We start from the raw sequence: 23,662 nt of genomic DNA, 5'->3' as shown, positions 1-23,662 counted from the left end.
CGCGGGTCGAGAGTGTGAGGACAGCGATGCAACGGCAGATCGTGGCGGACCGATTCCGTCTCAAGGGCATCATCGACCGCGGCAACATGGGCGAGGTCCATCGCGCGCAGGACACCCGCCCCGCCCAAGAGCCCGGATCCACCGAAGACGCCCCCACCACCGACATCGCCCTCAAACTCATCCTGCGCCGACGTTCCGGTGCCCCCGTCGACCCCCAGGACAAGTCCGTCAAGCGCTTCCTGCGTGAAGTCAAGATCATGGAGCGCCTCACCCACCCGCGCATCCCCGCCGTGATCGACGGCGGCGTGGACACCACAGACGGTGACCACCTGCCCTACCTGGCCATGGAACTCCTCGACGGCCGTACCCTGCGCGACCTCACCGACGATCGCCCCCAACTCCCCGTCTCCTGGGTCGCGGCCATCGGCGCCCAGATCGCCGACGCCCTCTACGCCGCCCACGCCCAGGGCGTCGTCCACCGCGACCTCAAGCCCGCCAACGTCATGCTCACCCGCGGCGGCACCGTCAAGGTCTTGGACTTCGGCATGGGCCTGATCGTCGATGATCCGAACCTGACCAAGCTCACCAGCACCGACACCACCGTCGGCACCGCCCGCTACATGGCCCCCGAACAGTTCGCGGGCGCCAAGGTCACCCGCGCCGCCGACCTCTACGCTCTGGGCTGTGTCCTCTACGAACTCCTCACCGGAGCCCCGCCCTTCGACGGCGTCACCAACTTCGACCTCGGTTACAAGCACAACAACCACGAGGTCCCACCCCTGGGCCTGCTGCGCGGTGACATTCCCGCCGCGCTCAACCGCCTCATCGAGCAGCTCCTGAAGAAGCAGCCCAAGGACCGTCCCGCCAATGCCGCCGAGGTCCGCCAGGCCCTCCTGCCCCTGGTCACCGACGAGGGCGAGGTCTCAGGCTGGGTCGACTTCGACCCCCGAGAGAGCCTGCCCGTGATCGAACCGGCGCCCCTGCTGGAGGACACCGCCGGAAGCCGCCCCCACGGCGCACCCCTGGGCGTGATGGACGTGTTCACCCTCCACGACCAGCTCATCGACGAGTACCGCGCCTTCACCGAGGGCGGCGTCGTCATCCGCGACGAACGTATCGCCGACCACCTGCGCGGTGACCTGGACGACAAGTCCCAGTGGCCCGACCCCTGGCTGTCCCTCAACCCCTTCTTCGACTCCGGCGGCACCGTCTCCGAACTCATCAGCGAAGGTCTGCTGCACGCCGAGACCGCCCGCATCTTCCAGGCCGGCAAGAGGGAGGGCAGCACCGTCTGTGACGGCAAGCCCCTCACCTTCCATCGCCACCAGCGCCAGGCCATCGAGGCGGCTCGCACCGGGGAGTCCTACGTGCTCACCACCGGTACCGGCTCTGGTAAGTCCCTGTCCTACATCGTCCCCATCGTCGACCGCGTCCTGCGCGAACGCGAGCGCGACAAGGCCCAGGGTCGCACCCGCAAAAACGTGCGCGCCATCATCGTCTACCCGATGAACGCGCTGGCCAACAGCCAGGTCAAGGAACTGGAGAAGTTCCTCGTCGACGGCTACGGATCGGGTCGCGAACCGGTGACCTTCGCCCGCTACACCGGCCAGGAGAGCGACGACAAGCGCCAGGAGATCCGCAAGGATCCACCGGACATCCTGCTCACCAACTACGTGATGCTCGAACTCATGCTCACCCGTCCGGTCGAGCGCCAACACCTGATCAAGATGGCCAGCGGCCTGGACTTCCTGGTCTTCGACGAGCTCCACACCTACCGAGGCCGCCAGGGCGCCGACGTGGCCATGCTCATCCGCCGCGTCCGCCAGGCGTGCGAGGCCCCCAACGTCCAGTGCGTGGGCACCTCCGCCACCATGTCCTCCGAAGGCACCGCCCAAGACCAGCGCGACACCGTCGCCCGCGTGGCCACCAAGATCTTCGGCACCCCCGTGCGCCCGGACAACATCATCACCGAGACCCTGGTGCGCGCCACCGCCGACGGTGAGGTCACCGTCCCCGCCGAGCGCCTGCGCGACCAGGACGCGCCTCGCTCCTACAACGACCTGTACCGCGACCCCCTGGCCCGCTGGATCGAGTCCACCTTCGGCCTGACCACGGACGAGGGCGGCCGACTCGTCCGGCAACGACCCACCACCGTGGAGACGGCCGCCAAGGAACTGGCCCGCGACACCGGCGTTCCCGTCCAGCAATGCGTGCAGGCCATCCGCCGCACCCTGGAAGCCGGAGCCGAGGCCTTCCACCCCGGAAACCGGCGCCCCCTCTTCGCGTTCCGCCTGCACCAGTTCCTGTCCAAGGGCGACACGGTCCACGCCACCCTGGAGGACCCCGAGACCCGCTACCTCACCCGCGACTACCAACTGGAGCGCCCCGGCCACGACGGCCACGTCCTGCTGCCGCTGGCCTTCTGCCGTGACTGCGGCCAGGAGTACCTGACCGTCTGGCGGGTGGAGAAACCCACCGGGACCGTCTACCAGGCCCGTCGCGACACCATCGCAGGCTCCGACCAGGCCTCTGAGGGCTACCTGTTCGTCTCCTCCGACCACCCCTGGCCCCAGACCCTGGAGGAGGTCCTCAAGGACGAGCGCCTGCCCGAGTCCTGGGTGGAGCAGGACGAGGACCACCTGCCCACCGTGCGCAAGAACCGCCGGGGCCAGGTGCCGCAGTCGGTCATCGTCGACGTCACCGGTGTCGAGGGCCAGGGCGAACTGCATGCCGCCTTCGTCCCGGCTCCCTTCCGCTTCTGTCTGCACTGCGGTGTCAGCTACGAGACCAAGCGCGGCAACAACGACTTCGCCCAGCTGGCCAGCCTGGGCCAGGAGGGTCGTTCCTCGGCCACCTCCCTGGTCTCGGGCACCGTCGTGCGCGCGCTCAAGTCGCTGCCCGCCGACGCCCTGCCCAAGGAGGCCCGCAAGCTCCTCACCTTCGTCGACAACCGCCAGGACGCCTCACTCCAGGCCGGCCACTTCAACGACTTCGTCCAGGTCGTCGAATTGCGCGGCGGTCTGTTCCGGGCTCTGCGGGAGGCCGGCGAAGAAGGCCTCAGCCACGAATCCCTGGCCTCCAGCGTCGCCCACGCCCTCAGCCTGGATCCGTCCGAGTACACCAAGTCCGGCAACGTCGCCCCGCGCCTGGCCAAACTCGCCGCCACCACCCTGCGCGAGGTCATCGCCTTCCGCCTCTACCTGGACCTGGAACGCGGCTGGCGCGTCACCATGCCCAACCTCGAACAGACCGGTCTGCTGCGCGTGGACTACGCAGACCTGGACTGGGTGGCCGCCAACGAGGACCTGTGGGTCGAGGCCACCCCCGAACTGCGCGCCGCCGACCCCGACCTGCGCGAACGTATCCTGCGCGTACTCATGGACGAGATGCGCCGGGGCCTGGCCATCGATACCCCCTACTTCCGCGACGAGGCCTTCGACTCGCTCCAGACCGCCAGTGAGACCCGCCTGGCCGACGCCTGGGTGCTGTCCAAGAACGACCGCCCCCGCTCCACCATCGCCTACCCCCGACCCTCCAAGGGCGGCGCTCGAAGCGGCGGCCTGTTCCTGTCCGGACGCGGCAAGTTCGCCAAGTACCTGGCCCGCGCCCACAAGGAGTCCTTCGGCGACCTCAACGCCGACGACCTCCAGAAGGTCATCGCCGACCTGTTCAAGGCTCTCCACGCGGGTGGACTGGTCAACGAGGCCGCCGAGGCGCCCCGAGGCCCCCGCTTCCACCGCCGCGACGACAAGGCCGAGACCGGCTACCAGGTCGACGCCGGCTGCTTGGTCTGGCTGGCCGGCGACGGCGTCCAAGGCGCCCAGGACCCGGTCAGCCGCACCTACGCCGGCGGCGAGGGCCCGGCCGTCAACACCTTCTTCCGCGACCTGTACCGGGGCACCGCCAGGTCCCTGACCGGCCTGGTCGCCCGCGAACACACCGCCCAGGTCACCCCCGAGGAGCGGGAGAACCGCGAACGCCTGTTCAGCGACGCCGAACTCAAGCTCCTGTACTGCTCGCCCACCATGGAACTGGGGGTGGACATCAAGGAACTCAACGCCGTCATGATGCGCAACGTCCCACCCACCCCCGCCAACTACGCCCAGCGCAGCGGCCGCGCCGGCCGTGGCGGCCAACCCGCCCTGGTCATCACCTACTGCGCCACCGGCAACAGCCACGACCAGTACTACTTCCGCCGCTCCCACCTGATGGTCTCCGGTGTGGTGCAGGCCCCCCGCCTGGACCTGACCAACGAGGACCTGGCCATCGCCCACCTCCAGGCCATCTGGCTGGCCGAGACCGACCTGCTGCTGGGACGGGCCGTGCCCGAGGTCATCGGCATCGACTACGACGAACAGCAGCGTGTCCCCGACCCGGTCTTGGACCTGCACGACCACGTCAAGGAGGCCATCTCCGACGAGGCGGCCCAACGCAAGGCCATCGCCGCCGCCCGCGAGGTCTTCACCGACGTCATGGACGACCTGCGCGAGATGCCCTGGTGGGACGACGACTGGCTCGAACGCATCATCCGCACCGCCCCCAAACGCTTCGAGCAGGCCTTTGACCGGTGGCGCAAGCTCTTTCGCGCCGCCCTGGTCGACCAGGCCGAACAGAACCGGCGCGTGCTCGACCACAGCCTCAGCGAACGCGACCGCGCCCAGGCCACCAGCCGCCGCCGCGAAGCCGAGACCCAGATCCTGCTGCTCAAGAACGAGAGCCAGGACGGCCGGTCCATGATGAGCGACTTCAACCCCTACCGCTACCTGGCCAGCCAGGGCTTCCTGCCCGGCTACTCCTTCCCGCGCCTGCCCCTGGCCGCCTACATCCCCACCCGCCGCAACCGCTTCGACGAGGGCGACTTCCTCCAACGCCCCCGCTTCGTGGCGGTGCGCGAGTTCGGCCCCGGCGCCCTCATCTACCACGAGGGCTCCCGCTACCAGGTCACCCGCGTCCAACTGCCGCCCGAGGCCGCCGGTGAACTCTCCACCGGCCGCGCCGTGCGCTGCGGCCACTGCGGCTACCACCACCCCGTCCAGCGCAACGCCGACCGCTGCGAGTTGTGCGACCACCCCCTGGGCGGCGCCACCACCGGCCTGCTGCACCTGCACACCGTCTACACCACCAAACGCGAGAAGATCTCCTCCGACGAAGAAGAACGCCGCCGCGCCGGCTTCCGGCTCATCACCTCCTACCGGTTCCAGGACCTGGGCGATCGCCTGGGCCGCCAGGACGCCGTCATCGACGACGAGCAGGGCTCCTTCGCCACCCTGCACTACGGCGACTCCGCCGACGTGCGCATCACCAACCTGGGCCGGCTGCGCGCCAAGTCCGACGAACCCGACGGTTTCTGGCTCGACCCGGTCACCGGCAAGTGGCTCAACGAACAGGACGCCAAGAAGGCCATCGGCGACCAGATGGAACTCCCCTTGGTGGAGGAGACCGGCCAAGAGCGCGCCACCCGCAAACGCGTCATCCCCTACGTGGCCGACCGTCGCAACATCGCCGTGCTGCGCCTGCACGAAGCACTGCCCCAGGAAGCCGCGCTCAGCCTCATGTACGCCCTGGAACGCGGCATCGAGGCCGCCTTCGAGCTGGAGGACGCCGAACTCACCAGCGAACTCCTGCCCCCCGACGACGGCCCGCGCGACCGCGTGCTCTTCACCGAGGCCGCCGAGGGCGGGGCCGGCGTACTGCGCCAACTCCAGTCGGTACCGAAGAATCTGGCCAAGGCCGCCCGCAAGGCCCTGGAGATCTGTCATGTGGACCCCGACACCGGCGTCGACACCGACAAGGCCTGCACCCGAGGCTGCTACGACTGCCTGCTCACCTACGGCAACCAGTTCCACCACCAGCTCATCGATCGCCGACTCATCCGCACCCTGCTGCTGCGCCTGGCCGACTCCAAGACCCTGCCCACCGGTCAGGGCGTCTCGCGCACCGACCAGATGAAGACGCTCAACTTCGCCTCCCAGACCGACCTGGAACGCCGCTTCGTCTCCTTCCTCAAGGAACACGGCCACCGCATGCCCGATGAGCCCCAGGTCCTGATCGAGGAGGTCTCCGCCCGCCCCGACTTCGTCTACCGGCTCCCCGGCGCCCAGGTCGCGGTGTTCGTCGACGGCCCCGTGCACGCCGACCCGCACGTGGCCCAGCGCGACGCCGAGGCCGCCGAACGGCTCGAAGACGCCGGCTGGGAGGTCGTGCGCGTGGCCCACGACGAGGACTGGGCCACCGCCGTGGGCCGCCACGAGTACGCCTTCGGCCCCGGCAGCCGCCCCTGACCCCGCACCCCCGTGATCGTGCTATCGGTAGCCATATCGGCGCCTTCTTCGCTACCGGTAGCACGATCACGAAGAACGAACCGGTCACCCACACCGCCACACCACCCCCACCACAGACTTCCCGCGAGATGACGACGTGAGGACCTTCGCCCCATGACCACCACGTACGCACCCGGCTCCCTGGTCTCGGCCCGGGGCCGCGAATGGGTGGTGCTCCCCGAGAGCGCCACCGACATGCTCGTGCTGCGCCCCCTGGGCGGCAGCGACGACGACGTGGCCGCCCTCTTCCCCGCCTTCGAGAAGGTCAGCGCGGCCACCTTCGACGCCCCCGACCCCACCGACCTGGGCAACGCCGAAGCCGCCGGCCTACTGCGCTCGGCCCTGCGCATCGGCTTCCGCGCCGGGGCCGGCCCCTTCCGCTCCCTGGCCGGCATCGCCGTCCAACCCCGCGCCTACCAGCTGGTGCCGCTGCTCATGGCGCTGCGCCAACAGACCGTGCGCATGCTCATCAGCGACGACGTCGGTATCGGCAAGACCATCGAGGCCGGCCTCATCGCCTCCGAACTCCTGGCCCAGGGCGACGCCAAGGGCCTGGCCGTCCTGTGCTCCCCGGCCCTGGCCGAACAGTGGCAGACCGAGCTGCGCACCAAGTTCAACATCGACGCCGAACTCGTGCTCGCCTCCACCGTCTCCCGCCTGGAACGCAACACCGACTACGGCCAGTCCCTGTTCCACAAGCACAAGCACGTCATCATCTCCACCGACTTCATCAAGTCCACCCGCCACCGCGACGACTTCGTCAAGTACTGCCCGGACTTGGTGATCGTGGACGAGGCGCACACCTGCGTGGCCGCCGACGACACCCGTTCCAACCAGAGCCAGCTGCGCTACGAACTCCTCCAGAAGGTCGCCAAGGACACCGAACGCCACCTGCTGCTGGTCACCGCCACCCCGCACAGCGGCAAGGAATCGGCCTTCCGCAACCTGCTGGGCCTGGTCAACCCCGACCTGGAAAAGGCCGACTTCGACACCAAGACCGGCCGGGAACTCCTGGCCCGCCACTTCGTCCAGCGCAAACGCGCCGACGTGCGCCAGTACCTGACCCGCGAGGGCGACGGCCTGGTCGACGACTCCCTGGCGGAGAAGACCGCCTTCCCCGCCGACCGTCTCTTTCGCGACGAGAAGTACAAGCTCTCCGCCGACTACCGGTCCCTGCTGGACGAGGCCATCGCCTACGCCGGTGAGCGCGTACAGCAGGCCGGTGCCGATGGCGGGCGTGAACGCCGGGTGGCCTGGTGGTCGGCGATCGCCATGCTGCGCTCCCTGGTCTCCTCCCCGCGTGCCGCCGCCAAGACCCTCACCACCCGCTCGGCCACCGCCATCGCCAAGGACGCCAAGGAAGCCGACGAACTCGGCGCCCCCACCGCCCGCGACTCGGTCGACTCCGACCAGCTGGAGGGCATCGACACAGCCCCCGGCGCCAAGGCCGACGAGGAACGCGACAAGCATCCCCTGCTGCGCTTGGCCAAGCGCGCAGAAGAGTTGGAGGGCCCGGCCAAGGACACCAAGCTCAAGTCCCTGGTCAAACACCTCAAGGGTCTGCTGGAGGAGGGGTACAACCCCATCGTGTTCTGCCACTACATCGACACCGCCGAGTACGTGGCCGAGCACCTGGACGGCAAGCTCAACGGCCGCGCCAAGGGTGAGAGGCCCGGCTACCGCACCTCCGTCAAGGCGGTGACCGGCACCCTGTCCCCGCAGCAGCGCGTGCAGCGCATCGAGGAGTTCGCGGAGGAGGCCGCCGCCGAGACCGCCCGCCAAGCCGAGGAGGAAAGGGCGGAGCAGGACGGGAAGGGCGCGGGCGGACCGGGCACCGAGTCCCGCCGGGTCCTGGTGGCCACCGACTGCCTGTCCGAGGGCGTCAACCTCCAGCACTACTTCGACGCCGTCGTCCACTACGACCTGGCCTGGAACCCCACCCGCCACGACCAGCGCGAAGGTCGCGTGGACCGCTACGGTCAAAAGCGCGACGAAGTCCGCGTCATCACCCTGTACGGCGAGGACAACGGCATCGACGGCAAGGTGCTGGAGGTGCTCATCCGCAAGTACCGCCAGATCCGCAAGGACCTGGGCATCGCCGTGTCCGTGCCCGATGAGTCCTCGGCCGGGGTCACCGACGCCATCGTCGATTGGCTGCTGATGCGTTCGGCGCGCGGCGAGCAGGACGCCCTGTTCGGCACCGAGGAGCTCACCACCAAGACCGACGAGCTGGACGCGCGGTGGAAGTCGGCGGCCGAACGCGAGAAGCTGTCCCGCTCCAAGTACGCCCAGCGCGCCATCCACCCCGAGGAGGTGGCCCGCGAGGTCGCCGCCATCCGCGAGGCCCTGGGCGGCAGCGAAGAGGTTCGCGCGTTCGTGGAGACCTCACTGCGGGAGTTGGAGGCCATCCTGCGCCCGGCATCGGATGGCTTCATCGCCGACGTTTCCGGCACCCCCGTGGGGTTGCGTGACGCCCTGACCCCCGTGCTGGGCATCCCCGTGGAGGACGACAAGCCCTTCCCCGCCTTCCCCTTCCGCCAGAGCACCGCCACCGCGCGCGGTGAAGCGGCCTTGGTGCGCACCGATCCGGTGGTGGGAGCGTTGGCCTCCCACGTGCTGGACGCCGCCCTGGACCCGGCCACCGCCGGTGCCCGGCCCGCCCGAAGGTGCGGGGTGGTGCGCACCAAGGCGGTGGACAAGGCCACCACGTTGTTGCTGGTGCGCTACCGCTTCCACCTGAGGCTGCCCTCCCGGCACGAAACCCGACAGCTGGTGGCCGAAGACGCTCGACTGCTCGCCTTCCGGGGAGCACCGGAGCGCGCCGAATGGCTGAGCCAGGCCGAGGCCGCCGAGTTGTTGAACGCCACCCCGGACGCCAACGTCGAACCGGAGCCCGCCAAGCGCCGCATGGGCCGGGTCCTGGAAGGTCTGCCCGGACTCTCCGACCACCTGGACGCCTACGGCCGTGAACTGGCCGGCGAACTCGCCGACTCCCACCGCCGCGTGCGCGGGGCCTCCGGCGAGATCCGTCGAGGCCTGAAGGTCGAAGCCCAAGAAGGCGCCGACATCCTCGGTGCCTACGTCTACCTGCCCGTCGCCGGCGCTTCCGCTCCCAGCGCCGTCCCCAACACCGCACTTCCCAACGACGACGCCCCCGCCGGAGGTACCGCCTGATGTCCGCCATCGCCAAGAACCAGGTGTTCACCGCCGTGCACACCGTGGGTGGGTTGCTGCCCGCCGACATGCTGGTGCGCATCGCCGAAGGCAAGGACGTGCCCGGCTCCAAACCCGCCGACTACGGGGTCATCCTGGGGTCGGTGACCGACGAGGCCGAACGCCACTGGGCCTACTTCAAGGGACTCTGGCGCGAACTGCGCAAACAGCTGCCCACCCAGGCCGACGGCACCCCCACCACCGACCACACCGGCATCGCGCTGAACCGATGGGTGCTGCCGCTCTTCAAGGAGCTGGGCTTTGGCCTGCTGCCCGAGATGGGCGAGGGCGGGCTCGTCGCCGACGACGATCCGGAAAGGGTCTTCCCGCTCAGCCACCGTTGGCAGCATGTTCCCATCCACGTGCCCACCTGGGCCACCGACCTGGACAAGCGGCCCGGGGGAGCGGGCACCACCCCGCCGCAGTCGCTGGTGCAGGAGGCGCTGAACCGCACGTCGGCGCACCTGTGGGCGGTGGTCACCAACGGGCGACAGCTGAGGTTGCTGCGAGACTCCAGCGCACTGGCCACGGCCGCGTACGTGGAGTTCGACCTTGAAGCGATCTTCGACGGTGAGCTGTTCAACGAGTTCGTGCTGCTGTACCGATTGCTGCACGCCTCCCGGTTCCAGGTGGCCGAGGGCGAGCCGCCTGCTACGTGCTGGTTGGAGAAGTGGCGCACCGAGGCGATCACCTCCGGGACGCGGGCCTTGGAACAACTGCGCAAGGGTGTGCAGGAGGCCATCACCGTCCTGGGCACCGGCTTCCTCAAGCACCCCGCCAACGCCCGCCTGCGCGAGAAGCTGGACACCAAGGCCCTGCACGCCGCCTTGCTGCGCATGGTCTACCGGATGCTGTTCCTGTTCGTGGCCGAGGACCGGGGCGCCCTGCACCCGCCCGGCGCCGATGAGCAGGCCAAGGAGCGTTACGCCGCCTACTTCTCCTCGGCGCGATTGCGCTCCCACGCGCGCAGGCGTAGGGGCACCGCGCACGCCGACCAGTACCGGGCCTTGAAGCTGGTGCTGGACGCCCTTGGTGGCAACGGTGAGGGCAACGAGAACGGGCGTCCCGAACTCGCCGTGCCCGCGCTCGGTGGCCTGTTCACCGACACCGAGGCCGACGCGCCCTTGACCGGGCTGGAGCTGTCCAACGACGCCCTGCTCGGGGCGGTGCGGCACCTGGCCCAGGTCCGTGACACCGCGTCCAAGCGCTGGCGTTCGGTGGACTACCGCAACCTGGACGCCGAAGAGCTCGGGTCGATCTACGAGTCGCTGCTGGAGTTGGTTCCCAAGCACAGCGCGGCCGAGCGGACCTTCGAGCTGGTGGAACTGGCCGGCAACGACCGCAAGACCACGGGCTCGTACTACACGCCCTCGTCGCTGATCGAGACCCTGCTGAACTCCTCACTCGACCCGGTGATCGATGACGCGGTCAAGCGCGGATCGGTCGCGGCCACTGCGGCGGGTAGGCCCGATGAGTCGGAAGCGATCGTCGCCGAGTTGTTGAAGCTGAACGTGTGCGACCCGGCCTGTGGGTCCGGGCACTTCCTGGTGGCGGCGGCCAGAAGGATCGCCAAGAAGGTCGCGGCGGTACGGGAAGGCAACCCGGAGCCCACCGTGGACGTGGTGCGCAGTGCCATGCACGAGGTGGTGGCGCACTGCATCTACGGGGTGGATCTGAACCCCATGGCGGTGGAGCTGGCCAAGGTGTCGCTGTGGTTGGAGGCGTTGGAGCCGGGCAAGCCGCTCAACTTCCTGGACGCGCACGTCAAGCACGGTAACGCGCTCATCGGTGCGACCCCGAAGCTGCTCCGGGGCGGTATCCCGGATGAGGCGTTCAAACCGATCGAAGGTGACGACAAGAAGTACGCGCGCTTCCTGGCCAAGACCAACAAGGAGGAGAGTAGCGGGCAGCTCAGCGTGCTGGACATCGCCGATCTTCCTGTGACTGTCGACAACACCGCCCACGCGCGGCAGTTGGAGCAGATCACCGGTATCACCGCTGATTCGCTGGACCAGGTGCGCCGTCAGGAGACCGCCTACCGGGAGTGGACGGAGTCGGACCAGTACGTGCGCGACAAGCGGGTCGCCGATGCCTGGTGCGCCGCGTTCATGTGGCGCAAGACCCCGGATGCTCCCAGGGCTGTCACACAGGAGATCTTCCGTAACCTGTCCAAGGCCAAGGAGGGTTACGGGGCACCCTTCACCACGGTGGAGGAGATCGGGGAGCTGAGCGAGCAGTACCGGTTCTTCCACTGGCACCTGGAGTTCCCGGACGTTTTCGCCTCGGTTGATGGTGCGAAGGCGGACGAAGGTACCGGGTGGTCCGGCGGGTTCGACTGTGTGGTGGGGAATCCGCCGTGGGAGCGGATGAAGCTCAAAGAGCAAGAGTTTTTCGCCCAGCGTGATGTGGAGATCGCTGAAGCCCCCAATGCTTCTGTTAGAAGAGAACTCATATCGAAGCTGTCGGATAGGAATCCGGACCTAGCTAGCATGTTCTATGCTGCTAAGCGCCAAGGCGATGGCGAAGCTCAGTTCATCCGTGAATCAGGAAAGTATGAACTGACTGGAATCGGCACCGTAAATACCTATGCTGCATTTTCGGAGTGTGGTTATTCCCTGGCTGGCCCCAAGGGGCGAATGGGAGTGATCGTTCCTACCGGTATCGCCACTGATGCTACCACTCAGTACTTCTTCAAGGCCCTAGTTCAGAACGGTTCTATCGCGGCCCTCTACGACTTCGAGAACGCTGCGCCACTATTCCAAGGGGTGCATCGCTCATTCAAGTTCTGCGTCCTGTCTCTCGCTGGGAGTGACCTGCGGGAGTCGGAAGCATCCTTCGCGTTCTTCCTGCACGATCCGGCAGAGCTGGATGACGCTGAAAAGGCGTTCACTATGACCCCGGAAGAGATCACCCTCCTCAATCCTAACAGCGGTACATCTCCGGTTTTCCGGGGTCGCCGTGATGCGGAGATCGTCCTGAGCATCTACAGGAGGGTGCCAGTGATTATTCAGCGCACCGGCGATTTTCAGAATCCCTGGTCGATCGACCTCGGTAGGGTGCTGCACATGTCGGATGACTCCGACGTATTTGAGATAGGGTTCCCTTCCGGGAATGCCTTTGATAAAGGTTTAGTTCCAGGTGTCGGGCTGCTCCCTGTCTATGAGGCTAAGCTTTTCCATCATTATGACCACAGGTGGGCAACTTACACATCTCAGGAGTCTTCTGATCGAATTTCCCAAGAGGACAAGAAAAATCCAGAGCTCCTCGTTTCACCCAGGTACTGGATCAAAAAGGCCGATGTCGATCGGAAGATGTCTTCCTTCCAATGGGATAGTGAGTGGGTTCTCGGCGTCAGGAAGATTTGCCGTTCCACTGACGAGAGGACTGTGATATCTTGCATTCTTCCGAGCGCTAGCCTGGGGGACTCTGGGAATCTGGCTCTCCCAGGGGATCCCAGTCATGCTCCTCTGTTTTTGGGTGGTTTGTCTTCTTTTGTTTTTGATTACATTCTGCGCCAGAAAAGCGGCGGTACTAATCTAACTTTTCTTCTTCTTGAGCAGCTCCCCTTGCCTTCCCCTGGAAGCATAAAAGGGTTTTGGGAGTTCATTGTAAATAGGGTTATTGAGTTGAGTTATGCTGCATTTGACTTGAGGTCGTTCGCGCAGGATATGGGCGATGTAGGGGAGCCGTTCCGGTGGGACGAGGAACGGCGTGCGGTGATGCGGGCGGAGCTAGACGCTCTGTTCTTCCACCTGTACGGGATCAAGCGTGATGACGTGGCCTACATCATGGAGACATTCCCAATCGTGAAGAAGAAGGATGTTGCCGAGTACGGCACCTACCGGACCAAGGAACGCATCCTGGAGATCTACGACCGGATGGCTGAGGCTGGAGTCTCTCAGGACACGCCGCTCGTTGATGGCGAGAACTTCGTCTCCGAGTTGACCCCGCCGCCTGGTCACGGCCCCCGCCACGCTCCCGCCTGATCTACCCACAACAAGGCCCCGTCTGTTCGGTGACAGGCGGGGCCAGTTGCGTTCAGGGGTGTTTAGCGCATGTTGTTCTGGGTGGGGGTGAGGAAGGATTGCCACTCGTCAGCGCTGAAGAAGAGTGCACCGAGTTCACGATTTTGGGTATCTCGGATTCCGGTGACCGGTCCTTTGGCGACTTCTACACACTCGCCGTGTGCGGCACTGTAGCTGGACTTGAACCAGGCGCATGATGCTTCATCAACGAACACAGCGTTCATCCCTTCTTGCTCCTGTGGTCTTCGGCGATGCGTTCCAGGAGTTTTCGGGTTTGTCGTCCCTTGTCAAGGGCGGCAGCTCGTAGCCTGTTGAACGCGGCCGTGTACTCTTCGATATCTTCCTGGTCGGTGAGGAAGTGGCTCGCAGTCTGTCCCTCAGCGTAAACGGCAGTCAGGCCATGATGGCTGACGCGCAGAACGACGAATCCGGCCAGTCGCATGGCCACATGTGCACCTGTGGAAAACGGTAGCACTTGGAGAGTGACGCCCGATTCGTCCACTAGCTGAATCAAGTGTTCTACCTGATCAGCCATGGTTTCGGGGTCGCCGACCTGCTGGCGTAGTGCGCCTTCGGTCACGATCAGCCATAGCTCGGGACGGTTTTCCTGCCGTAGGACCTGTTGCCGCTCCATGCGGACGGCGAGTTCACGGTCAGCGTCACCACTGGGGTGGAGTGTGGCCTTGATGATGGCTTTGGCGTACGCCTCAGTCTGAGCGATACCCGGGATGATCTGCGAAGCGTAGTACTCGATCAGGGTGGCTTGTGACTCGATGTTGGCGTAGGTGCGGTAGCTGCGCTCAAGGTCGTAAGGCTGCCACCGGTCGGGTTGGCGAGCCTCCTTCCGAAGCGCGAGCATCCTCTCCAGCTGGTCCTCCGCTCCGTAGACCTGCATGAGGCGCTCGACCGCTGCTGGTCCCGGAACGACGCCACGGTCTCCAGGGGTTTCCCACCGGGCCAGGCTGCCACCGGTAGTTCTGGTCGCCCGTACGACCTCGCTGAACTTGCGATCACCGCGAAGCCTTTTGAGTTCCTGCGCAAGCTGCCATTGAGCAAGCGTGGGGTTACGGTCCATCACTGAATCCTGCCTTCCTTCGCAGCTTGGGACAACTCGGACCACTTGTAGATACGACTTGTATTTTGATGTTGCATGAGTTTCACTGTAGCCAGTTGCCTACCACGGGTGGTGCAACTTCGGGCAACTCATGTGTCTTGGAGGCGACGTGGTTGATGACAGCGGAACGAGGAAGCGTGGTGGCGTAGCGGGTGAGGTGGGTTGGGAGAACTATGGGGGAGGGGTGTGGGGTGCGCGCAAGGAACGGGGGCTCTCCCTCTCCCTCCTCGCTGACCTGGCGTTGACCACGCCCGAAGTCCTCCAGGAAGTCGAATCAGGCGGCTGTGACCCCGGGCTCCGTATCGCCCGGGACCTCGACCGGGCTCTGAACGGTGGCGGTGAGCTCTGGAACTCCTGGGCTGCGGCGCACCTGGCCGCGCTCTTTCGCTCCGAGCGGCCGCCCACCATCAGCGACGCACTTGGTGAGGTCTTCCAGGTCCGGGCCTACGCGCCCCTCGTGCTCCCGGAGCCCTACCTCACCGACTCCTACGCCGCCGCGCTGCACCGGCTCGAAGCTCCGATGAGCCTCCCGCTCTCCACCGAGGTTCGTTCCGAGACATCCGGCCTACTCCGCCCCACCGGTACCACCACGTCCCACTGCCTGGTGGTCGACGAAACCGCCCTGACCCGGTACCTCGCACCCGCCGAAGTCCTCCGCGCCCAGCTCCTGCACCTGCACCACCTGGCCCAGCAGGACCACGTAACCGTGCACCTCATCCCCGCTATCACCGGCCCCCACCCCGGATTGCGCGGCGCCTTCTGGACGCTGTGCTACTCCCCGGCCCGCACCATCGTCTATACCCCGCACCCCTGCGGGACCGGCCACTTCCACCGCGAATCGGCCACGGTCAAGGCCTACACCGACCTGTTCGCCACCCTCCAAGGGGTCGCCCTGTCGGCCGAGGAGTCCCTGCACCGCATCGCCGAACTGGCCACGCGGCTGACCCCCAGCCCTCGCCAGGCCCTCACCGACCACTGACCGAGCACCGAACCAGCCTCACCCCGGCATGAAAAAGCTCTGGCGGGTGCTGGTAACACCCCCAGAGCAGGCCGATCGAAGTTCCAGCAGTTCCCGCTTAAAGAAACGAAGGAGTCTGACCGACATGTCCATTGTGCCTCAGCCGTTCCCGCTCGTGCACGTGCACCCGGCCCTCAACCCTGCCCCCGACCCCGCCCCGAACCCCATCCCCACCCTGGGATTCGCGGGGCGCCGCTGGCCCTGCCTGCTCTACCCGGGCGACCTGGCCCACCTGGCCACCATGCGTCAGGACCTGTACCGCGACCTGGCCCGACTGTCCGGACTGTCCACCGACGCCGCCGCCGACATGGTCCTGTGCGCCAGCGAACTCTTCGCCAACGCGATCGATCACAGCCGTTCGGGTGAGCCCGACGGCAACGTGATCCGCACCCTGACCATGCCCACCGCCACCACCCTCCGCCTGGGCGTCATCGACGACGGCCACCGCACCACCCCCGCCCCGGTCGGCCCGCCCACCGAACCGGCCATCCCCACTGACCGCACCCTCGCCGAATGGGATGAGGCCGAACGCGGCCGGGGCCTGCTCATGGTCGAACACCTTTCCCAGCGTTGGGGCAGCCGCAAGGTCCTCGGCTTCCCCTTCTGCGAGGGGCTGGGCACCTTCCTGTGGGCCGAGTTCGCCTTCACCGGCCCCCGCGCCCCCTTCGGAGCCCTGGCGTGAGCGCCGGACCTGTCACGGGTGAACTGCGCGCGGTGCTGGACGCGCCCCGGGGACAGCGCTTCTCCCGCCCCGGGGCCTCGCCCCGGCCCTTGGCCACCCCGCGTGCCCGCAGCCACGCCCGGGAACAACACCTCCTGGCCCAGATGGCGGCCCACCCCAACGCGGTCCTCCCGCTCTGCTCACCCCCGCGCTCCACCCGCACCGACGAACCCGTCACCCGCCTGGCCGAACCCGGTGACCGGAGGCCTCTGCCCAAGCGGCCCGGTGGAGTTCCACCGATCCCGCGGCCCCGGCCGGCCCCCGACGATGGCCCGCCGCCACCGCGTCCCCGACCGGAGCGCCCGCCCCTGCCCAGGCGCCCGCGCAGCCACCGCAAACCCCGGCCCCGTCGCCGCTCCCACACCGGCCGGCACCTGCTCGGCTACGCCCTGGCCACCGCCGCCGGCGCCCTGGCCCACCACCTGGCCCCGCTCCTGCCCTGACCACCACCCGACCCACGACACCCACCCACCACCGGGCCGCGCCGCCCCCCGGCGCGGCCCCACCTCGAACCCCTCACCCCACCATCCGAACTCCGCCCAGGCACCCATCCCACCCATAGAAAAGCCGCGCCGGGACACCCCGACGTGGCCCCACCCTCTCCTCACACCACCTGCTCCCACCCCACGGCTCGGGTTATCCACAGCCCCATCACCAGGCCTCGCCAGAAGCCCCCGCCGCGCCCTAACGTTGTCGATATTGGGGGAGCTCATCTTCCGACCACATCCCCCTGCCCACCTCCGACCGCCGCCGACTCCGCCCCGTCTCCCGCTCGGGCCCTTCACAGGACTGACCTCCCGGCTCTCATATCGATGCTCTTGCCGCGCAGGACCTGGATCAGCGCTCTGTCACACAAGGCGCCACTCTGATGGCCTGTGTTCATCCGCCGCACCCGGTGCTGTCGTCGGTTGGCTTGACCGAGAGATGTAGGAGGGCGTGCGGTCCGGTGTGAATCCTCAGAAAAAACTCCGTTGTTCGGGAACCACCACCTTGCTGTGTCCGTCGCATGTACAGTGATCACCTGTTAGCAGCGTTCACAGCAACTTGGAGGCCTCCTGTGTATTTGTGTCAACTAGAGCTGAAGGGTTTCCGGTCGCTCGCCGACGAGACCATCACCCTTCACCCCGGGGTGACGGTGCTGGTGGGGGAGAACAACGCCGGCAAGTCCAACGTCATGGATGCCATCCGCCATTTGACCGCGCCTCTGGACGGTAGGCGCGATATCCACCTCCGGGCGGAAGACGTCCACCGGGACGGTTGCCTTGATGGCCGTCACCACGACTCGTGCCGTACCGAAATCGAACTGTCCGCGCGGTACACCTCGGCGGAGCACAATGATCTGGCCCTGTACAACTCGGCCCTGGCCAATGACGGAAAGAGCGTCGTCTACCACCTGGCCTACACCCCGCCCGCTCTGGGAGAACAACGCGGCAAGTCGACGTGGCAGGCGGGCGACGCCGTCACGACCGACCGTGACCCCGAACCCGCGGCCCGAGAGCGTATTCGGCACCTGTACCTACCGCCGCTGAGGGATGCTCAACGGGAACTGGCGTCCGCCTCCGGCCGCTACCTGCACGGTTTCATCGGCGGGTTCCTGCTCGAAGAGGACGAGGTCGACTCGTTCCTGAGCGATGTGGGGGAACGGTTCGGACAGATCGCCGAACTCACACCGTTGACGCAGGCCGCGGACTCCGTCCGTGAACGGTTGGTCGAGCTCACCCAGGGCGCCCACACACAGACCACGGGCTTCGGATTCTCTCGACCGACCCTTCCCGCGGTTGCGCGTTCGCTGCGGCTGCGTCTCGAAGAGGAAGGGATGGGCCTCCAAGAGATCTCCGAGAGCGGTCACGGTTACGCGAACCTGCTGTTCATGGCCACGCTCTTCGCCCAGTTGCGCAACGCGGCCGAGGCCGACCTGACCCTGCTCCTGGTGGAAGAACCCGAGGCCCACCTGCACCCCCAACTCCAGAGCATCCTCATGGACCACCTCCAGGAAGAGGCCGAGCGAAGCCAACAGGCCGACGCCAGCGGCCAGGAGTGGCTGGGTCGCATTCAGGTGGTGGTGACCACCCACGCGCCCCACATCGCCACTTCGGTGCCGCCCGAGGACCTCGTCGTCCTCCAACGGCGCACCACCTCGCTGCCCTCCGACGCGCGGGAGATGAGCGATGCCCCTGCTCAAGCGAAGAAACACTGCACCACGAGTGTCGCGGTGCGGAACCTGAACATGGATGCGCGCGAACTCGGCAAGGTGGGGCAGTACCTGAATGCCACGCGCAGCACCATGCTCTTCTCTCCCCGAGTGCTGTTGGTGGAGGGCATCGCCGAGGGCATTCTGGTGCCCGCGTTCGGGAAGCTGGTTCTCGACCCGGTCTCCCAGAGGCGCTTGCGCGGAACCGCCGTGGTCCCCATCGACGGGGTCGACTTCGAGCCCTACCTCAAGGTGCTGCTCAAACGCGATGAGGTCAGTGGCCGGCGGATCGGACAGCGTGTCGCCGTCATCACCGACGGGGACTTCCACGGGACCAGCGACGGCCGAGTTCCCGATCGCCGAAAGAACCTGAACGCATTGCTCGAAAGACTCGCGGCCGGTGGAGACGTTGCACAGGTCTTCGCCAACGAGACCACCCTGGAACCCGAGCTTGTACGGGCGGCCGAAGGCAACGCCACGATCCTCAGGAAGGCCTGGGCCCGCCAACGTCCCAATGCGGGGGAGAAGGACTGGCACGAACTCATGGAACTGCCGGACGGACAGCGGGACAAGAGGTTCGCCAAGATGTTCGGCGAGTGCAAGGTGCGTAAGGGGGACTTCGCCCAGGATGTACTGGCGGTATCGGCGCAGGAGGACATTCCCGTAGTCGTGCCCGAGTACTTCGAGAGTGCGTTGACGTGGATCACCGAGGGGGTCACCAATGGTCGCTGAGTACACCCCCCTCACCACGGAGAACAACACCCTGGCCGACCAGGCGCACACGGCGCAGCGCGGCATCGTGGAGCGCGACCTGGCTCCGGGAGAGGCCGTATGGGTCCAGGCCTGTCCGGGAGCCGGTAAGACGCGGGTCATCGTCGAACGTCACCTGAACCGCCCCCTGCCAGTGAGGCGGGGCCGCGCCATCGTCTCCTTCACCAGGGCCGCCGGCCGTGAACTGCGGGCCCGGAGCCGGGACCGGGGCAAGCCCGAACTCAGCGGATACCCGCACTTCATCGGCACGCTGGACGGTTTCATCTGGCGCTATCTGGTCCGGCCATACCTGGACTCCTCAGGGGTGGGCGAGGACGGTTGGAGTCGGCTGGACAGCTGGGAAGATCACCCGGAGGCCCGTGTCGGGGAACGCGTGAGTCTGGACGACTTCGAGTACACGCCTTCTTCCCGGGGTGTTCCTCAAGCGCGGATGAAGTACTCGAAGCGTAAGAGGTACAGGCCCGAGCAGGTGGGGGTGCTCGAACAGTGGGCAGCCGAGCAGAAGGCGCAGCTCATCAGGAGCGGCTACCTGACCGGCGACGAACTGCGGGAGCGGGCGCTGCGCAACCTGGACGACCCCGGTACCGCTGCGGTGATGGCGCGGATGCTCACTGGCCGTTTCCACGAGCTGATCGTCGACGAGGCGCAGGACTGCTCGGTCAAGGACGACGCCGTGCTCCGCAGGGTGAACGAGCTGGGGCTTCGCCTCATGCTCGTGGGTGACACCGACCAGAACATCTACGGGTTTCGCGACCGAGAGGAGAGCGCCGTATCGGCGCCAAGGCTGGTGGGTGATCTTCCCCGTATGGAGCTTCGCCACAACTGGCGCAGCAGCCAGGTGATCTGTGATCTCACCGCCACCCTGCGTCAGGGGAGCGGGAGCGACACCGCGGTGGGGCCGTCCCGGGAGGACGATACTCCGATCCTGCTCGTACCGCGCGATGACGGTGACCACAGGCCACGTGAGGTGTTCCGGAGGGAAGCGGACCGGTGTGGTATCCCCCAAGACGAACGTCTGGTCCTCGCGCGGCAGTGGGGCACTTTGCCCAAGGACCTCATCGGTACCCCTTACGCTCCCCTGGATCCGCTGAACCGCTTCCTCTGGGCGGTCGGGGTGCTTCGGGCATCGGCTTCGCCGCGCAGGCGCCGGGAGAAGGCGTCACGGATTCTGCGTGAACACATTCTCGACCTGTGGTGCTCAGGAGGTGGGCTTCCCGAGGAACAGCGGATCCGCCGGTCCGGCCTGCCCAAGGTCGGAGTGGACCGGGCGGAGGCCCTGGTTCTCGCCCACCTACCCGAACTCGGTACGCCCCTGTCCTCATGGGTGCCGGAGGCGGAGAAGGTGTTCAACACCTACGGGCCGACCATGAGGGGCGACCATCCACCAGGGGCCCTCCGCTGGAAGCCCGCCGATGCGGTCTCACTCGTCGGTACCGCTGCGGAGGTGGCTGGGGCGCCCGCCCCGGACGCGGACGGAGTGGGTACGGCCGGCAGCGTCCACCAGGCGAAGGGTGGCGAGGCCGACGCGGTTCTCATGCTCCTCACCCCGCGGCAGGGATACCGGCCCGGGATGATCGACCACTGGATCAACGGCCGGGAGGATGAAGCGGTGCGCATCCTGTACGTGGCAGTCTCTCGGGCGCGCAGACTGTTGACCCTCGGAGTCCCTCCGGGTGATCTCGGACGTGTCGCCGGCCACCTCGAACAAAAGGATGTTGCTTACCGCGTTCTGGACGGCTGAGCCCGATGACGGTGAAGACGATGCGGTTTCTGCCATCGCGCCCATCGCCTTCCGGGAATCATCGGTGGCTACGGTCGTCGCCCTCGCACTGTCCGGTCGAGGCGTGACCTGGCATCACGGGGTGCGCGGCGTTATATCTAGAAGTGGACGCACACGCCCCGCAGGGCTCGTTCAAGTTCCCGGATCACATAGTTCATCCGGTTTGACCTGGAACGAAACACAAAGGCAGGCACGGGAAACCGAGATCATGTAGGTGTCTACGCCACGTGATCACGAAGGTCTGCCGTGCCTGCACTCCTATCCTCCCGATCCCGGCCGTGCTCACCAAACTCGGACCCCTGGACCCCCAATCCATTACGGACCTGCGCCCCTACCTGGACACCGTTCCCCACGAGGGCGCTGGTACTCCCTGACCTGCATCCTGCTCCTGTGTGCGTGCGCCACCATCTCCGGTGCAAGGAGCATCGACGAACTCGCAGAGTGGGGCCGACGCACACACCCCAGTGTCCTGGCCTCGCTCGGAGTACGAACCCACCCCTGGTCTGGCGGTATTCCCCGTTGGAGACGAACATCTGTTCATCTCCTTCGGAGGGGTTGGGAGCACAGTCCGCGATCAGAAGTCGACTGATGGACGGGGTACTCCCCAGTTCTCCAGACCCTCGATAGCGGTGTGGGCACCCGGTCCCCTCTCTGTCAGATTGGGGTGAAACATCCCGATATGTCTGGTTAGACAGACGGAGACGAACAGGGGAGCACCACCCGCATGACCAGCAAGAACACCACCAACCCGGCCCCCAGACCCAAACGCCGGACCTTCACCGCCGAGCACGATGCCTGCACCACCGGCACCGAACACGGAGCACTGCTACGCCGTGAGCGCCTTTACCACTCCCACATCGTGGAATGGAAGAGCGCCCGCGACGCCGGCGCCCTGGACAAACTCACCGACCGCCGCACCTCACCGGCCCGGAAGAAGAAGCACCCCGCCCAGGCCGAAGCCGAACAGCTGCGCGCCAAGATCGCGAAGCTGGAGAAGGAGGTGGCCGACCGCGATCACGCCCTGGAAGTGATGGGAAAAGCGTCCGCGCTCTTGCAGGCACTCTCCAAGAGCGCGGACTGAACACCCGGGTCGAACCCGTCCTACACCAGGCTGTTGAGAACCTGCGCCCCCACGTCGGCGTCGTCAAGGCCTGCCGCCTGACCGGCCGCTCCCGCGCCACCCACCACCGGCGCCTGAACCCGCCCGAGCCCACCGAACCGGCCCCGCGCACACCGCACCCGGCGGCCCTGACCCCCACCGAGCGGTCCCAGGTGTTGGAGCTGATGAACAGCGGGCCCTACGCCGAGCTGCCACCCGCCCAGATCTGGGCCCGGGAGCTGGACGAGGGCCGTTACCACTGCTCGGTGGCCACGATGTACCGGATCCTGCGTGGACACGGTCAGGTGGGGGAGCGCCGCCGCACGGCCACCCACCCGCCCAAGACCGTGCCCGAGCTGCGGGCCGACGGACCCGGGCAGGTGTTCACCTGGGACATCACCCGACTCAAGGGGCCCAGGCCCAGGGAGTACTTCCATGCCTACGTGGTCATCGACATCTACTCGCGCTACGTGGCCGCGTTCACGGTGGAGCGATCCGAGTCCGGGGCCCGTGCCGCGGAGCTGATCAGCGGCCTGGCCACCGCCAACGGGGTCCCGCCCGGGGTGGTGCACGCCGATCGGGGCGCGGCGATGACCTCCAAGGAGGTGTCGCAGCTGTTGCTGGATCTGGGGATCGAGCGGTCGCACTCGCGGCCCAAGAACTCCAACGACAACCCTTACTCCGAAGCGCAGTTCAAAACCCTCAAGTACGCGTCGGACTACCCCGAACGGTTCGAGTCGCTGGCGCACGCCCGCGAGTGGATGGAAGGGTTCATGGCCTACTACAACCACGAGCACAGGCATTCGGGGATCGGTTACCACACCCCTGCGTCGGTGCACTTCGGTACCGCCGGTCAGGTCCGTGACCAGCGGGCACGGACCCTGGCCGAGGCGTATGCGGCTCATCCGGAGAGGTTCTCCCGCCGACCGGAACCACCTCGGCTGCCCGAGACGGTCTGGATCAACGACCCCGCCAAACGCCGAGAGGCCGCGTTACAGAACCCGTGACCGGCTCACCGTTTCATTTGATTTGACACCCACCGCTACCGCTGCCAGATGGGGGAGCCCATATGACCGAGAACGTCGGGCGGAGCGCGCGGGCCCTCCTGTTCGAGGGAGATGGATGCCTGGTGTTGATCAAACGCACCAAAACCGGTCAAGGGCCCTACTGGGTCACCGTGGGTGGGGGAGTGGAACCGGAGGACGTCCACATCGAGGCGACGCTGCGCCGTGAGGTCCTGCGCCGCTCATGCGGTATTCCACTTGAGTCTGATCGGAGGGTCCGAGGGCCTCTCTCTGCCCCAAAGCACTTTGGTTCAGGAAACTGTCTCAATCACCCCCCACCAATGGGCCGGCTGCCATCATGAAAATGCCTCCCGCATGGCACCCGCAGCGTTCAACAGGCCACCCC

At 66.8% G+C, this 23,662-nt stretch carries 14 protein-coding genes; 12 read left to right on the top strand and 2 right to left on the bottom strand.

The annotated features are described in order from the left end of the window. Positions 1–26: 26 nt before the first annotated feature. The 3 genes from ACWGSK_RS20725 to ACWGSK_RS20715 all read left to right on the top strand — a co-directional run bounded on the left by ACWGSK_RS20725 (position 27) and on the right by ACWGSK_RS20715 (position 13,519). On the top strand, positions 27–6,281 hold the full coding sequence (locus tag ACWGSK_RS20725; RefSeq protein ID WP_452456495.1) for a protein kinase domain-containing protein: 6,255 nt from the start codon (positions 27–29) through the stop codon (positions 6,279–6,281). Positions 6,282–6,434: 153 nt separating this feature from the next. Then, complete coding sequence (locus tag ACWGSK_RS20720) at positions 6,435–9,494, top strand: helicase-related protein (RefSeq protein WP_452456494.1); 3,060 nt, start codon at positions 6,435–6,437, stop codon at positions 9,492–9,494. Beyond that, a complete protein-coding gene (locus tag ACWGSK_RS20715; RefSeq protein ID WP_452456493.1) occupies positions 9,494–13,519 on the top strand; it encodes an Eco57I restriction-modification methylase domain-containing protein in 4,026 nt (1,341 codons plus the stop codon). Before ACWGSK_RS20720 ends, ACWGSK_RS20715 begins: the two co-directional genes overlap by 1 nt. Before the next feature lie 62 nt (positions 13,520–13,581). Here ACWGSK_RS20715 and ACWGSK_RS20710 read toward each other — a convergent pair whose 3' ends face one another. Together ACWGSK_RS20710 and ACWGSK_RS20705 are read right to left on the bottom strand one after the other, a co-directional pair. Continuing rightward, positions 13,582–13,782: a DUF397 domain-containing protein gene (locus tag ACWGSK_RS20710; RefSeq protein ID WP_452456492.1), complete on the bottom strand. Its 201-nt coding sequence runs from the start codon at positions 13,780–13,782 to the stop codon at positions 13,582–13,584. Continuing rightward, positions 13,779–14,633, bottom strand: coding sequence for a helix-turn-helix domain-containing protein (locus ACWGSK_RS20705; protein WP_452456491.1), 855 nt, complete (start codon positions 14,631–14,633; stop codon positions 13,779–13,781). The genes ACWGSK_RS20710 and ACWGSK_RS20705 overlap by 4 nt, the downstream gene beginning before the upstream one ends. A gap of 148 nt (positions 14,634–14,781) precedes the next feature. Here ACWGSK_RS20705 and ACWGSK_RS20700 point away from each other — a divergent pair, with 148 nt between their 5' ends. From ACWGSK_RS20700 to ACWGSK_RS20660, 9 genes are all read left to right on the top strand, one after another. Next, the gene (locus tag ACWGSK_RS20700; protein WP_452456490.1) at positions 14,782–15,651 is read left to right on the top strand and encodes a DUF5753 domain-containing protein; all 870 of its coding nucleotides are present in this window, start codon (positions 14,782–14,784) and stop codon (positions 15,649–15,651) included. 124 nt (positions 15,652–15,775) lie between these two features. Continuing rightward, entirely contained in the window at positions 15,776–16,372 is a 597-nt protein-coding gene (locus ACWGSK_RS20695; protein WP_452456489.1) for an ATP-binding protein, read from the top strand. Further along, positions 16,369–16,854 (top strand): hypothetical protein, encoded by a 486-nt coding sequence (locus ACWGSK_RS20690; RefSeq protein ID WP_452456488.1) that lies wholly within the window; start codon positions 16,369–16,371, stop codon positions 16,852–16,854. Before ACWGSK_RS20695 ends, ACWGSK_RS20690 begins: the two co-directional genes overlap by 4 nt. Positions 16,855–17,474: 620 nt before the next feature. Beyond that, on the top strand, positions 17,475–19,334 hold the full coding sequence (locus tag ACWGSK_RS20685) for an ATP-dependent nuclease (RefSeq protein WP_452456487.1): 1,860 nt from the start codon (positions 17,475–17,477) through the stop codon (positions 19,332–19,334). Beyond that, the gene (locus ACWGSK_RS20680) at positions 19,324–21,114 is read left to right on the top strand and encodes a UvrD-helicase domain-containing protein (protein WP_452456486.1); all 1,791 of its coding nucleotides are present in this window, start codon (positions 19,324–19,326) and stop codon (positions 21,112–21,114) included. Before ACWGSK_RS20685 ends, ACWGSK_RS20680 begins: the two co-directional genes overlap by 11 nt. A 253-nt stretch (positions 21,115–21,367) precedes the next feature. Then, positions 21,368–21,742 (top strand): transposase family protein, encoded by a 375-nt coding sequence (locus ACWGSK_RS20675; RefSeq protein ID WP_452456485.1) that lies wholly within the window; start codon positions 21,368–21,370, stop codon positions 21,740–21,742. Positions 21,743–21,877: 135 nt separating this feature from the next. Continuing rightward, entirely contained in the window at positions 21,878–22,234 is a 357-nt protein-coding gene (locus ACWGSK_RS20670) for a hypothetical protein (RefSeq protein WP_452456484.1), read from the top strand. Next, positions 22,231–23,259, top strand: coding sequence for an IS3 family transposase (locus tag ACWGSK_RS20665; RefSeq protein ID WP_452456515.1), 1,029 nt, complete (start codon positions 22,231–22,233; stop codon positions 23,257–23,259). The genes ACWGSK_RS20670 and ACWGSK_RS20665 overlap by 4 nt, the downstream gene beginning before the upstream one ends. A 62-nt stretch (positions 23,260–23,321) precedes the next feature. Further along, entirely contained in the window at positions 23,322–23,618 is a 297-nt protein-coding gene (locus tag ACWGSK_RS20660) for an NUDIX domain-containing protein (RefSeq protein ID WP_452456483.1), read from the top strand. Positions 23,619–23,662: the final 44 nt, after the last annotated feature.

This window comes from Nocardiopsis sp. NPDC055551 (assembly GCF_053619415.1).
This window is presented reverse-complemented; position numbering and strand designations above follow the sequence as displayed.